Below are 13,825 nucleotides of genomic sequence, written 5' to 3'. Positions count from 1 at the left end.
ACTTAGCCCCCATATACTAAAGCCTTTCATTAGACTTAAGTCTAGGAGTTGGTCATTTGTATAGTGGGGGCTATCTCTTTAATTGTTACCTGTGAGTAGCGAAAGGAAATACTATGAAAGAAGTAAATTCATATGGCTGGAAAGCCGTTATTGGTTCCTCCATTGGTTATGCTATGGATGGTTTTGATCTCTTGATTTTAGGCTTTATGCTAACCTTGATTTCTGGAGATTTAGGCTTGACCACTGGCCAAGCAGGTTCATTGGTGACGTGGACCTTGGTTGGTGCCGTACTTGGTGGTTTCATCTTCGGTACCTTGTCAGATAAATTTGGTCGCGTTCGCGTATTGACTTGGACTATCGTGCTATTTGCAGTATTTACTGGCCTTTGTGCCTTTGCTCAAGGCTATTGGGATCTTCTTATTTACCGCACAATCGCAGGTATTGGTTTAGGTGGTGAATTTGGTATTGGTATGGCACTTGCTGCTGAAGCTTGGCCTGCACAGCATCGTGCAAAAGCGACAAGCTATGTTGCCCTTGGTTGGCAATTAGGTGTGTTGGCTGCTGCTTTGTTAACACCATTACTTATTCCTATCATTGGATGGCGTGGTATGTTTATGGTTGGCATTATTCCAGCACTAGTTGCTTGGGGATTCCGTGCGAAACTACATGAACCAGAAATCTTTGTACAAAGTAAAGAAGATAAAGAGCATTCACATACAAACTCTTTCAAGTTATTAGTAAAAGATGTAAGAACTACAAAGACATCTATTGGTGTTGCTATTTTAACATCTGTTCAAAACTTTGGGTATTACGGTATTATGATTTGGTTACCTAATTTCTTAAGTAAGCAATTAGGTTTCTCCCTTACAAAATCCGGTTTATGGACAGCTGTTACTGTATGTGGCATGATGGTTGGTATTTGGCTATTTGGTCGCTTGGCAGATAAAATCGGTCGTAAACCTACATTCATCCTATTCCAAGTATGTGCTGTAGCATCTATTTTAATCTATTCTCAACTATCTGATCCAACTGCCATGCTATTTGCCGGTGCTATCTTAGGCGCCTCTGTAAATGGTATGATGGGTGGCTACGGTGCCTTGATGGCAGAAGCCTACCCAACAACTGCCCGTGCAACGGCTCAAAACGTACTATTTAATATTGGTCGTGCTGTAGGCGGCTTTAGCCCAATGGTAGTAGGCATGATCATCTCTATGTACTCCTACCAAGTAGCGATTGCATTTCTAGCTATTATCTACGTACTAGATATTTTAGCAACTATATTCTTAATCCCTGAACTAAAGGGCAAAGAGTTAGAATAATAGTTTATTGTAAAAGCATTTAAATAGTAGATTTATAATTAAGAAATATAAAATGAAAAGGCGCTGTCGTAAGACGGCGCCTTTTTCATATCTTATTATTGTCTTTAGACTGGTTCGCGACGTAGTCGCATATTATAGAACCACTTGCTATGTGGGTGCGGCAAGGTAAGTATTAAAAGTTAATCATTTGGATCATCTACATAATCAATTTCTGCATAACCTGCAGATAAGTAAATTGTATGTAAAGTATCCGCTGGAATAGTGTAGGAATCTCCTTTTTCATATCGTGTTGATTTGCCATCAATTGTTAATTCACAGAAACCATTAACTACTACTGTAAATTGTTCTGCATGTTTGTGTTCAGGGAATGTTAACTCCTGTTCTGTTTCTACATAGTAAATAGTTGCTTGTGCAGTATGGTCGACATATACATGTAACCCTGGGATTCCATAATCGCGTTTGGGCATTTCATGAATAATTTTCGAAAAACTAGATTTAAAGGCCATACTTTTACTCCTTATTAATATTACAAGTTAAATATAAAGCATTTTTATTGATGATAATAGTATATAATCATTATGTAATTTTAGGCAATTCCAATCCAGTGCCAGTATGTAAGAGCGAATACGAGCATCATGATATAGCCAATAATCGTTAATGGAATGCCTGTAGTCATAAATGTTTTTACATCAAATGTATCTGTACCATAAGCCACCATGCCTTGAGGGGAGTTTACTGGTAGTACTAGACCAAAGCAGATCGCATATTGCATAAGCATTGTTACGCCGATTGGGTTGAGACCTTCTGCGTTATGTCCAACTACAATAGAAATTACAATAGGAATCATAGCAGAGGAGAGGGCTGTAGCAGATGCAAAGCCTAGATGAATGACAATGAGGAAGGCCGCCATTACAGCAATTAGGATGAATACGCTGGCACTTTCAAGGGAGAAGGCATTTACGAATACTTGAGCCAGCCAAGTGGCTGCCTTTGTTTTCAGTAATACAGATCCAAGACCGATACCAGCACCAAACATAACGATGGAACCCCAGTCGATGTTTGGCTGTGCAAATTTCCAATCCATAATGCCAATCTTAGGGAAGAAGAACAATGCGATAGCTACAATTGTTGTAGTTGTTGTATCGATAGAATGTAGCTTGCCAGCGGTAGCCCACAATGCGAGAAGACCGATAGAAATACATAACAATTTCTTTTCATCAGTACTCATAGGACCGATTTCTTGGCGCATTTTAGCGAGTTGTACATCGCCACCTACAAGTTCTTTAAACTCCGGCTTAATTAATGCTTGTGTTAAGAAATAGGCGATGATAACCATAATGATGGAGAATGGAGCCGCTGCTGAGAGCCAATCTATCCAGCTAATAGAGGTATTCATCTGAGTTTGTATAAAGCCTACAGCCACAAGATTTTGTGCGGCAGCTGTTTGGATCATAATATTCCAGAACGTATCGGCCTGTACGGCGCCTACCATGATTAGAGCGGCTACGCGGCTCTTACGTTCAATACCTAAGTTCTCAACAATACCAATGATAATCGGTGCTAAGCAAGCAATACGAGCCGTTGCACTTGGTACGAAGAAGGCGAGGATAAGTCCTGTAATAATAACACCTAAATAAATACGACTTACCTTAGTACCAACGCTAGATAGTACTAACATGGCGATACGACGATCGAGACCCGTTTTACGCATGGCTACAGAGATAAACATAGCAGCACCTACGAGAATCATGGCTGGTGAAGAATAACCAGAAATGATAAGCTTCAAAGCATTGGCTGTGCCCATCGCCTTAGCAGGTGCTTCGGGATTCGGTGAGAACCCTAATAGTAAAGCGGTAAGTGCAGTAATCATGGTGGCGCTTACTGGATAGGACACTGCTGAGGTCATCCACAAGATGATGGCAAAAGCAAGCACACCAATCATACGATGACCACCGGTAGATAATGTCTCTGGTGTAGGTAATAATAAAATGCCACCTAAAACAATGAAGGATAAAATAAGTCCAATATTTTGAGCAGTTGTACGCGCCTTTTGTGGAGGGGCAGTGGTTGTTACACTCATAATAAAACTCCTTTCAATTTGTATCATAACTATTACTGTATAATAATAAATAAGGTAAACTATATAAACTAGACTATCCTATAAAGTATACTATTCTATAAAGTACACTATCCTATAATATACGCTATTCTATAAAGCACACTATATAAGCTAGACTATTTTATAAATATTATTGTATCGTATTTTCTATAGAATTAGTTGTATAATTTATAAGAATATTGTATACATAAAGAGAGAGCGGTGTCAGTAAGTATACCTATATACAGAACTTGTAATGTCTGTTATACTATAAGAGTTGTGATAATAAATTTATTGTTGAAAGCTCAATATTATTGTTGACTTTCACCATTCGATTTGTTATTATAATTAAGTAATTTATGAAGCAGAGGCCATCCGCCACTCACCTAATACCAAGAAGTATGAGGTTAATATAGAGAACTCTATTCGGATGGTGTTTGCCGTCCGTTTTTTTTATTCTCTTGGAGGTGAACGCTATTAGCAAGGATACACCACGCATTAATGAAGAGATTCGTGCTCGTGAACTTCGTGTCGTAGGTCCTGAAAACGAACAAATCGGCATCATGTCTGGCCGTGAAGCGTTGGCTTTGGCTGAAGAAAAGCATCTTGATCTTGTGGAAATTGCACCTAACGCTAAACCACCAGTAGCTCGCATTATGAACTACGGTAAATATCGTTATGAACAACAAAAACGCGAGAAAGAAGCGAAGAAGAAACAAAAAATCGTAACTTTAAAAGAAGTTAAGTTACGTCCACATATTGAAGACCATGACTTTTACGTAAAAATGAAAAACGCATCCAAATTCTTGGGTGAAGGTAACAAAGTAAAAGTAACCATCATGTTCCGCGGTCGTGAACTTTCACATCCAGAACTAGGCATGGCAGTGTTGACACGTTTCGCTGAAGAACTCAAAGAAACAGCGTCTATTGAAAAAGCAGCTAAATTAGAAGGTCGTAACATGACCATGATTTTAGTAAGTAAATAATGTTTTGGGAGGATTATAATTATGCCAAAAATTAAAACTCGTCGCGCAGCGGCTAAACGTTTCGCAGTAACTGGTACTGGTGAATTCAAGCGTGCAAAAGCTTTCAAAAGCCACATTCTTGAGAAAAAATCTCCAGCTCGTAAACGTAATTTGCGTAAAGCTACATTGGTTGCAAAAGCTGACCACAAACGTGTAGCTAAATGCTTACCATACGCTTAATCGTTAACTATTAGATCGATACATCGTAATTTAGGAGGAATATACAATGGCAAGAGTGAAAAAAGGCGTTACAGCTCATGCACGTCATAAAAAGATTTTAAAATTAGCTAAAGGTTACCGTGGTACACGTTCCCGTTTGTTCAAAAAAGCTAACGAAACAGTAATGAAAGCGTTGTACTATGCTCGTCGTGACCGTCGTGCGAAAAAACGCGAATTCCGTCAATTGTGGATCGCTCGTATCAACGCAGCGGCTCGCATCAATGGCACAACTTACAGCCGTTTCATCGCTGGTTTAGCTAAAGCAGGCGTTGAAGTTAACCGTAAAATGTTGGCTGACTTGGCAGTTAACGATGCAGCAGCATTCGCTAAACTTGTTGAAGTAGCTAAAAACGCTTAATAGCATAACAATACAGATTAAGGACTCTCTTTGGAGGGTCCTTTTTTGTATGGTGGAAATATGATATATTGAAAATACATATCGTGTTGTGTAAAAGAGGATGCATAGAGGAGGCGTAGATAATGGAACAATTATTTTATCTATTGATACCCTTAGGACTTTATTTGTTCTATTTAGGTATTAAAAATACGATTCGCTTTGGCAGGGCTAAAATGTTATATGAAATGCCCTACGTAGACAAAGAAGGAACCTTTACCTTAGAGCGAGCAGGTACGTATGGCCTATGGCTGAGTGGAAAAATGTTTACAAAGGCACCTGTTGGTGAATTTGGATTCAATATAGTTGATGAAAAAACGGGAAGGACAATTCCTTTATTTCTATCTATTATGCGCGCCCGAGTCAATGGCATTACTCACTCTAGAATGGAATTATATACCTTTGATGCGGGTCCAGGCACCTATAGACTATCCGTTACAGAAGATCCCTTTGTACTAGATGCAGTTATGAAAAAAGTAGGCGATAAGGTGATTAAAGGTGATATCAACTATAATCAATTTACTATACAAATCTATACACATACATCCTTTGTTTTAATGTTTATATCAATTTGGATGATTGTACTTGGGCTTCTTAGTGCTGTATTAGGGGGCATTCTTCCTAACATTTAGTGTGAAAGACTAGATAGTCTTGTTATTTTATATAATGAATAAATTATCAGAAAAATGAAATATAAAAAGAGGACTTTTATTATAGCTTGTAGAACTAACACAGTAATGACCTATTTAAAGGTGTTTGTTAAAAGGAGACAGTATTATGGGAATCTTTAAAAAGCTATGTATGACCTCTATGTTAGGTATTATGTTGGCGGTGCCTACCTATGCAACTGTTGTTACAGGTAGTCAGTCCGATGTAAACATGGAATTAAAATATCCATTGGTATATACCAATAATATGTTTGCACAAAAGGCAATTAATACAGACATTGCTAACTATGTTTTATACGCAAAATCAGTTTATTACGATCAACATGCATATCAAGTAAAGCAAAACTATAAAGTTACCTATGAAGACGCTCAAGTTGTATCTATTTTGTTAACTACCTATCATTACCATGCTGGTAGTGCACATGGTATGTATAACACCAAAGGTCTAGTATATAACAAGATAACTGGCCAAAGAATTCCATTATATAACTATGTAAAAATTGCTAATCCACAACAAATAGAAGGAGGCATTAACTCTGGTATTTTACGCTTCTACAGTGAAGGTCATAAAAAAGCAGACTTACTACCTAACTGGAATGTAGAATATGTTTCTGACAACTACTACTTGAAAGGTAAAGGCGCTATAGGCCTTGTATACCAACCATATGAATTGGGACCATTCTCTTATGGGAATACATTCGTTGAATTCTCACCAAAAGCCATTGAATACTTTAACAGAATGAACTCCTGATAAAAGTATGTTGTCATATTAATCCTAACTGTATTTTGATGAATTAAATAGTATTCTTGTAATATACGACAAAAGCCTATAGTACATTTTGTACTATAGGCTTTTGGTGTATTTATAATATTATTTTCTATATCCGCCGCATCCTCTAAAATTTGAGTTTGGACCACAATAATTTTGGTTGTTATTGTTGGATGTTGCATAGTTAGTATTGTTCGTATTGTTATCGGAGTTGTATTGTGTGTTAGTGTTGCAATTGTACTGAGAGTTATTGCATACATAATCGTAAGCAAATCCAGTAGATACAACAGCGGTTACGGCTAAAGCAGTCATGACAAGTATACGTTTTGTAAATTTCATAGTAATTACCTCCTTGATCCTATATTTATATTATACTACTATGAGTCAAATAAAATATGATATTCTATATATATAATATTGGGGAGACATTATGTGAAAGGATGAGAGTTTGTGATGAAACGTACGTTAATGGCTGCACTATGTTTTAGTTTTGTGACATTAGGTAGCCAAGCAATTGATATTAATATACCAGGTGCAGATCCTACAATTTCAAAGGATGCATATCAAAACTATCGAAAGGTAGATACGACCGCGAAGAAAATGGAAGTCGATGTAGGCGATAAGGTGAGGGCTAAATATGCAAATAATATGCCTAAAAAATGGACGATAGATGAATTAGTATATTTAACTCAAGAATTAAATCATTCAGTTAACTTCTCATCTTCTGTTTTTATTCTTAAAGATAATGGAGCTAATTTAAAATTTACTTTTCCTGAAGGGACTCAGTTTGGTAAAACCATTAAGGGAGACCCATTAACTACAGAGATTAAGCACGGAAACTTTCTTTTAATTGATGGAAATCTAAATTATAACATACGCAAAGAAAATCAAAGCACATCTACAGGTAATTCATTTTTCTATCCAACTGTTAAAAATGCAACATGGGAGATTAGCCCCACAAAAACGGGTTCATTAGAGGGGGCTATTAATTTTAAAGTTAAGGCAGAGCCTTCGGTATCGTATCGGATTGCTTTTGATTTGACTAAAAAGAAAGAGGTGGAGCTGTTGAAAACACATGATCAAGAGTATGTATATAAACAGCTCATGTCTCCTTTGGTTAATTATGTGTTGCCGTCTATTGAGCCAGCTAAGCAATTTCTTTCAAAAACTAAACCTATCACAATTAATGGATTTACATTCCAAACGTTGAAATCTAGCGATTTAACGTATAACGGTCCTGATAATGATGCTATTTACATTTATGATGGTAAAAGCTATCGTGAAGGCATTATGGTACGAGAATTACAGCCAGAAGAATTAGCTAAACCACATACAATAAATGCTAAATTGATACAATACTTTGCTATGTATAAGCCTTACTCTGAGTATAGACCGATTCAATATGCAACCGTTTGGAATGATGCTACCCCAGCTATTTATATGGAAGTAGAACGATCCACATCAAAAATGTATATTCAATCGTTATATGATGATAAGTACTTGTATACGCACTTTGTCATGGCAGATTTAGATTATAAAGTACCATCAAAAGACTTGCGTGATGTGGTCCAGTATGTAGATAATGCAAATGATAAAGACAAATACTCAAAAAGTTTAGCAGGTATGTCAGCTATACCAAAAGGTGTATTTGATATGACTTTATTTCCCAAAAAGCAGTAAATAATTATGAAACGCAATGACCTCATTAAATATCTACAACAAGAATACATCTGTGATATCGATTATCCATGGGAAAAATATCCTGACTATGTAGTAATCCGATGTAGAGATAATCAAAAATGGTTTGCTGGTATCTTTACTATTAGAGGGAATCAAGTAGGTTTAGATACAAATAGACCTATAGATGTAGTTAATCTAAAATGTGAACCTGATTTGATTCCCAATCTAATCCATGAAAGCGGAATCTATCCTGCCTATCATATGAATAAACAACACTGGATCTCGGTGGATATAGAAAGATATGAAGATATAGAGAAACTTAAAATGCTAGTGGATATGAGCTATCAGTTGGTGGGGAAGAAGTAACTCGTTAATGTATGTAGATTAAATTTGTTTTAAATATAAGAGAGCCAGTAGTGCTATAGAAATAGCACTACTGGCTCTCTGTTTTGTTATTTATCTAGCTTGAGATTAAGTTTATCTATATTCGAATTTGTTTTATCTGCCGCTAGTGGTTGTTCTGATAGAACAACTTGAGATTCGTTGTAAGTATAGCTTAATTGATGATTATATGCTAGTTTAAAATAGTTAGATAGCTCTTTATTTGTACAGTAAATATAACAGCCCTTTTGGCCTCGTGTCATTAATGTTCGGTAGGTATTTTTCACAATCTCATTAGCAATACGTTGTGCTTCTTCAGGATTTTCCTTTAAAAGTTTTTTGATACCTTTGATAGATTGATCTGTTTTAGCACGTTTATTAATATCTACGATGAGTTTGCCATTTTTATAACGTAAATCATCACCAATAATCACACCTACGTATTCAAATTCAAGGCCTTGAGTAGTATGAATACATCCTGCTTCATTGATAGAGTCAGGATCAATAGCATATGTATCAGAGTTACCTAGATTCCAACTGATTCCAAAATTATGTTCTGGTATTTGGATATCTTTTATAAGCGATGTCATTCGACCCTCTTTAGGCCAATCCCAACAATAACCTGCTAGAACTCGAGATTTATTGTTTATTTCATTTTTTGCTTTTATAGCATCATACATTTCATGAGGGTTATCAAAGATTTTAAAATCATAATCACTTTCAAATCCGTCGTAGTTAGCTGTTTCAGCAATTTGTAGTACATTATCAAGCCATGCTAAATAGCCATCTGAGCCATTACAACGGAATTGAGATTCTAGTACACCTTCATATATTAGTGAATTTTGCTCTTGTGCAAAGTTTCGGATTTTATCAATTGTACCAGCATCATTAAAGGTAACACGTTGGTTTCTATCGATAAAGAATACACTAAAAATAGAGGCATTAATGATTTCCTTGATTTGATCTTCACCTTGATTTTGGAACATACCAGATTTTTTACGTAATCGATGGGCTTCGTCTACAATTGCAATTTGAAGTTCGTTCTTTTTCCGTGTATGGAAGGTGCCACTACTTTGGAATAATGCTTTAATATCTGTTTTCTTAAATCCTTTTTGTAGCATGGTGCTATATACATTTCGTGGAGTAGCATTTGAAGTAATATACTGTGCCATATAACCATTATGAATACACTCTGCTAATAAGTTGATCGCTACTACACTTTTACCAGTACCAGGACCACCACGAACTATATACACCGTTTTTTGATTATTTTTAATAGCATCAAGCGCTGCTTTTTTTATTTGTTCAAACTCAACCTTTTGATCATCAATAAGTACAAACTCCTTATTGCCTTTTAGCATATTTAAAATAGAATCTTGAAGTGATTTTGATGGTCTCAACTTACCATGTTCAATGGACTCCATGATATTTGTAGTATCAGGCTTTGGAATATAGGTTTTGATAAAGTTACGTAAGCTATCCATTTGGCCTAGTGTGAACATCGGAGAGATATTTAAGATATCATTATAGATAGGATCACGGAGCTCAGGGGAGATGCTTTCGTCAAAATTATGTAAAAAAGCACATGGATGTAACTTAATAGGTCGATTTTGCACATCCTCATTGAAGTTTTCAATAAGACTACAATAGGACCAAGCTTGATAAGAAGGGTGGGTTACTTCATGGATTCCACCGCCAAGGTAGGTTGATACAATATTATCTTTATCTGTTACCTTGAAAGCTTCGCCCCATTGTTTAAGCTCAACAATAACTACATGTTCTTTATCTTGTTGATCTAATCCTGTAATAATAAAGTCCACTCGTTTTTGAGTATTTGGAACAATATATTCGATGGCAACACCAGCTAAGTCCGGTATAGCAAAATCACGCATAACATTAGCCATATAAGATAAAGAAGTTTGCCATGAATGAATTTCAGATTCGCCAACACGGCGATATTTTTCTGTTAATGTTTGATGTAGCTTTTTTACCAAGACACCTTGCTCAAAATCTTGGATAAAAGATTGTTTTGTAGAAGAGTAAATAATCATATTTATTGTTAGCCTTACATTCTTAATTTCATGGATGATTCACTTAGTTTTCATTTTAAGAAAATCAATAGTATAATAATATTATTATAGCGTATAATTACTAAAAAAATTAAATTGGAGTTGCAATAAATTTATGAATAATATTTTTTCTTTTGCCACATGTGAGTTATCTCAAGATGCTTTTATTTGCTGGTGTATTAATTGGATTAATGAACCAGACAATGTAACTACACATAGATATCGTCAACTTGGTTTAGATTTACTAGCTAAGCTAATAGATAACTTGTCAGAAAAAAATCAATTAACAAATGTAGATATTAATTCAATAGATAAAATTATTTTAGTTCAGCAAGTGTTAAATATTGATGTATTAGCTATAATTCCTCAATATAAGTTAGCTATTATCATAGAAGATAAAACAAGTACTAGTGAGCATGGGAATCAAATTAAATTTTATAGAGAGTCTCTTGAGGATGTTTTTAAAAATAAGAAACCTTGGAATGCTTATAGTAAATTAGAGAAAGCTTTTAAGTTAGTAAACCTTAATATAGACCATGCTGATATAGCAAATTATCATATTCATACGGTCTATTTTAAGACAGGATATTACTTTGATTATGATTGGCAAGTAGCTCATAGCAATTCTGTAGATAACTATTTAACTGGTCCTATGTTTTGGGATATCTTAAAAAATTATTACGACTGTGAAAGCGATATTCTAAAAGGCTATTGTGAGCACTTAAAAAGTCAACTAGATTGGTATCAAGCTGTATCTAAGATTGATGGGAAATATGATGATGAAGAATGTCATTATATTAAGTGGGAACGTATTACGCAGCATGGTTTTTTACAGGTTTTATTTGATAATGAAGGTTTAGATGGGAATTGGTTATGGAAAGATATGAGTACATATACCAATCAATACAGTACAGGTACAAATCAAGGTGGTAGTCCGTGGACTAATCGTCGTTTTTGGAGTCGAACAGAATCAGAGGCCATCTGGTCTGATCCTCCAACTAGCTTTAAGCCTTGGATGTTTTGGCGCGTAGATCATGACTCAAAAGGTTTATATCTATCACTGCGATATTATAATAATGACTCAAGCGAAGCTGGAAAGGTATTACGTAAAAGGGTATATGATAAGCTTAATACTATGATTAATGAAACTATTTTGAATGAATTGGAGACATTAAGTAGTGCTTATAATCAATGTGTCACTAGACCTCTACATGGCAACTATTATGAAAATACCTTGATTCATATTGGTATTGAACCAGTGTTAGCATCTTGGGATGAAAATAAAGGACAACCGTTTATTGAGTGGGTACGAGACATTGATTACAAGCTAAGAGAAGTTATTAAAGAGTTTGATTGGGAAAAGTTTTAAGTTATAACAATCAAACAGGGAAAGAAATCATACGATTCCTTTCCCTGTTTAGATATGATATAATTTATATCAAAGTGAGGCATAAATGGTTTGGTCGCCAGACTTCGCTTCTAAAGTAAAAATTTGAAGAAACGGTCTGACTTCTATGTTGGGCCTTTTTTCATGCCCCAATTAGAAAGCTAGCTTTCAGCTAGAGGTCAATCATTTTGTTGCCATGATAATGGTCGCCACAAGTATGCCAAAGGAAATCATGAGCGATAACACTTTGTATGTACTCATATTGATCACCGCCAATCTCTAGAAGATTAGCAAAGGCTGGACCCATTTAGAGGCCTCAAGTTCAATATAATGTTGTGAATAATAAAAGTAAATAGATTAGAGGTTCCTAATAGTCACCTAGGTGACCAATAGGAACCTTTTTCGTTTTGTAATCGTATTCATAATTGTGTTCTTATTATGTTACAATACAGTTAAAATTACTATTTTGTGGAGAGCTGTATATGTTAAAACGATTATTATTAAATGCTATTGCATTGAGTTCAATTTGTGTATCTTGTCATGCTATAGATGTAGACCTACCTGGTGCAAACTCCAAAATACCTGAAGATGAGTATAAAGATTATGTATATCTTAGTCCTAAAATCGCATTGGAGCAAATTGCTAGTACACAGGCTATGATTAATCAAATTAAAGCTGATGGTACTTTTGAAAAATTAAAAGAATGGCGTAAGATATCTGATGATGCTGAATTGGAGAAAACGTTACGCCATGATTTTAAGCAGTTTATGACGCCAATAGATGGACAAACAGAAATAATAGAACATACAGAAAATAGTGGGATACAGTTCACAGTTCCATTTTCAAGTATATTTAAGATTCAAAATAGTGAACATAACTATACCTTAGAAGGTCTTACTGGCAGTACATATGTCGCTAGAGATTATAATGTTGTTGAAAAAGGTGGTTCTGAAAGAACATTTATTTATAAAAAATTAGATAATACAAAATATTGGAATCTAAACGTTACTAATTTGGATAAATCAAATCAAGGTACTATAGTAGGCATTACTTTTACAAGTAAAGATAATCCTAATACTAGTCATAGTATTGGTACGTATGTTGCAGGATCTGAATCAGAGTCAGAACGTAATATAAAAGCCAATAGAATTCTTGCAAATTATGTATTGCCTTCGGTACGTTCCTTGAATAGACTTAACGAATTTTCTACTATTACGATGTCGAAGAATTTACAGTATCGGATACTAAATGGTTCAACTCGTACAGAATCAACAGATAAGGACAGTATATATGGATCTAAATCTTATACTGTAATGCATAAAGGACCATATGGAGTAAATCAAGTCCTTCAGATGATTCCACTACATGATAAGCAACAGCATTTTTTATTGAATGCCAAACCAGATGATCTATATAACTTTGAGACCCATATTGAGTATATTAATTCTTTATATGGTCATACCTTAAATAAAGAGATTAGATTGTCTCGGATTAGTAAAAGCTTCGTCTGGTTTGATGGTATTCCGGGGTTATTATTGGATTATGAATTATCTAATGGAGAGGGTAGATTAGAATTTATAACACGCGATAAAGACTATGAATATCGTCATATTGTTTTATATCGAGTAAATGGCTATTATACTTTGGAGCAACTAAAAAATATGTTGTTAGATGTAAAGTTGTTAAATACTGGAGATATGTATAATAGAGATATTAACTTATTTAATCTAAGATTAAAGTCTTAGCTTATCTTGAATTGCAATAAGTAATAAAATAGTAGAGCCTAATAAACATATATATGCCTATTTGGCGCACA

At 35.1% G+C, this 13,825-nt stretch carries 15 protein-coding genes; 10 read left to right on the top strand and 5 right to left on the bottom strand.

Annotated features, from left to right (window positions below; translation table 11 throughout):
* The first annotated feature begins 113 nt into the window (after positions 1-113).
* Entirely contained in the window at positions 114-1,319 is a 1,206-nt protein-coding gene (locus tag VRHSUH10_RS02965; RefSeq protein ID WP_105089384.1) for an MFS transporter, read from the top strand.
* 179 nt (positions 1,320-1,498) lie between these two features.
* On the opposite strand, the gene VRHSUH10_RS02960 is transcribed toward VRHSUH10_RS02965, so the two are convergent.
* Both VRHSUH10_RS02960 and VRHSUH10_RS02955 read right to left on the bottom strand, forming a co-directional pair.
* Entirely contained in the window at positions 1,499-1,825 is a 327-nt protein-coding gene (locus VRHSUH10_RS02960; protein WP_105089383.1) for a cupin domain-containing protein, read from the bottom strand.
* An 80-nt stretch (positions 1,826-1,905) separates the two neighbouring features.
* A complete protein-coding gene (locus VRHSUH10_RS02955; protein ID WP_105089382.1) occupies positions 1,906-3,399 on the bottom strand; it encodes a DASS family sodium-coupled anion symporter in 1,494 nt (497 codons plus the stop codon).
* Between the two features lie 485 nt (positions 3,400-3,884).
* On the opposite strand from VRHSUH10_RS02955, the gene infC reads away from it, so the two are divergent.
* The 5 genes from infC to VRHSUH10_RS02930 all read left to right on the top strand — a co-directional run bounded on the left by infC (position 3,885) and on the right by VRHSUH10_RS02930 (position 6,474).
* Positions 3,885-4,403 carry a translation initiation factor IF-3 gene (gene infC, locus VRHSUH10_RS02950; protein ID WP_005386139.1) on the top strand — a complete coding sequence of 173 codons (519 nt, stop codon included), beginning with the start codon at positions 3,885-3,887 and terminating at the stop codon, positions 4,401-4,403.
* Positions 4,404-4,424: 21 nt separating this feature from the next.
* A complete protein-coding gene (gene rpmI, locus VRHSUH10_RS02945; protein WP_004696338.1) occupies positions 4,425-4,622 on the top strand; it encodes a 50S ribosomal protein L35 in 198 nt (65 codons plus the stop codon).
* 46 nt (positions 4,623-4,668) lie between these two features.
* On the top strand, positions 4,669-5,019 hold the full coding sequence (gene rplT / locus VRHSUH10_RS02940; RefSeq protein ID WP_004696335.1) for a 50S ribosomal protein L20: 351 nt from the start codon (positions 4,669-4,671) through the stop codon (positions 5,017-5,019).
* A gap of 122 nt (positions 5,020-5,141) precedes the next feature.
* Positions 5,142-5,687 (top strand): hypothetical protein, encoded by a 546-nt coding sequence (locus tag VRHSUH10_RS02935; protein WP_105089381.1) that lies wholly within the window; start codon positions 5,142-5,144, stop codon positions 5,685-5,687.
* A gap of 145 nt (positions 5,688-5,832) precedes the next feature.
* Complete coding sequence (locus VRHSUH10_RS02930; RefSeq protein WP_105089380.1) at positions 5,833-6,474, top strand: PdaC/SigV domain-containing protein; 642 nt, start codon at positions 5,833-5,835, stop codon at positions 6,472-6,474.
* A gap of 120 nt (positions 6,475-6,594) precedes the next feature.
* Here the strand turns inward: VRHSUH10_RS02930 and VRHSUH10_RS02925 are convergent, their stop codons facing one another.
* The gene (locus VRHSUH10_RS02925) at positions 6,595-6,831 is read right to left on the bottom strand and encodes a hypothetical protein (RefSeq protein ID WP_105089379.1); all 237 of its coding nucleotides are present in this window, start codon (positions 6,829-6,831) and stop codon (positions 6,595-6,597) included.
* 114 nt (positions 6,832-6,945) lie between these two features.
* Here VRHSUH10_RS02925 and VRHSUH10_RS02920 point away from each other — a divergent pair, with 114 nt between their 5' ends.
* Together VRHSUH10_RS02920 and VRHSUH10_RS02915 are read left to right on the top strand one after the other, a co-directional pair.
* Positions 6,946-8,172, top strand: coding sequence for a hypothetical protein (locus VRHSUH10_RS02920; protein ID WP_233187070.1), 1,227 nt, complete (start codon positions 6,946-6,948; stop codon positions 8,170-8,172).
* Positions 8,173-8,178: 6 nt separating this feature from the next.
* A complete protein-coding gene (locus tag VRHSUH10_RS02915) occupies positions 8,179-8,538 on the top strand; it encodes an MmcQ/YjbR family DNA-binding protein (protein ID WP_105089377.1) in 360 nt (119 codons plus the stop codon).
* An 86-nt stretch (positions 8,539-8,624) separates the two neighbouring features.
* Here VRHSUH10_RS02915 and VRHSUH10_RS02910 read toward each other — a convergent pair whose 3' ends face one another.
* Positions 8,625-10,604, bottom strand: a complete 1,980-nt coding sequence (locus tag VRHSUH10_RS02910) for a DUF2075 domain-containing protein (protein ID WP_105089376.1) — start codon at positions 10,602-10,604, stop codon at positions 8,625-8,627.
* 133 nt (positions 10,605-10,737) lie between these two features.
* Here VRHSUH10_RS02910 and VRHSUH10_RS02905 point away from each other — a divergent pair, with 133 nt between their 5' ends.
* Positions 10,738-11,991, top strand: coding sequence for a PD-(D/E)XK nuclease family protein (locus tag VRHSUH10_RS02905; protein ID WP_105089375.1), 1,254 nt, complete (start codon positions 10,738-10,740; stop codon positions 11,989-11,991).
* Between the two features lie 201 nt (positions 11,992-12,192).
* Here the strand turns inward: VRHSUH10_RS02905 and VRHSUH10_RS09605 are convergent, their stop codons facing one another.
* Positions 12,193-12,243, bottom strand: a complete 51-nt coding sequence (locus VRHSUH10_RS09605; RefSeq protein WP_369124197.1) for a hypothetical protein — start codon at positions 12,241-12,243, stop codon at positions 12,193-12,195.
* A 248-nt stretch (positions 12,244-12,491) separates the two neighbouring features.
* Between VRHSUH10_RS09605 and VRHSUH10_RS02900 the strand changes: the two genes are divergently transcribed.
* Complete coding sequence (locus tag VRHSUH10_RS02900) at positions 12,492-13,754, top strand: hypothetical protein (protein WP_105089374.1); 1,263 nt, start codon at positions 12,492-12,494, stop codon at positions 13,752-13,754.
* Positions 13,755-13,825: the final 71 nt, after the last annotated feature.

It is taken from the genome of Veillonella sp. T11011-6, from assembly GCF_002959755.1.
Classification (GTDB): domain Bacteria; phylum Bacillota; class Negativicutes; order Veillonellales; family Veillonellaceae; genus Veillonella.
The sequence above is the reverse complement of the archived record's forward strand: the minus strand, read 5'-3'. Positions and strand labels throughout refer to the sequence as shown.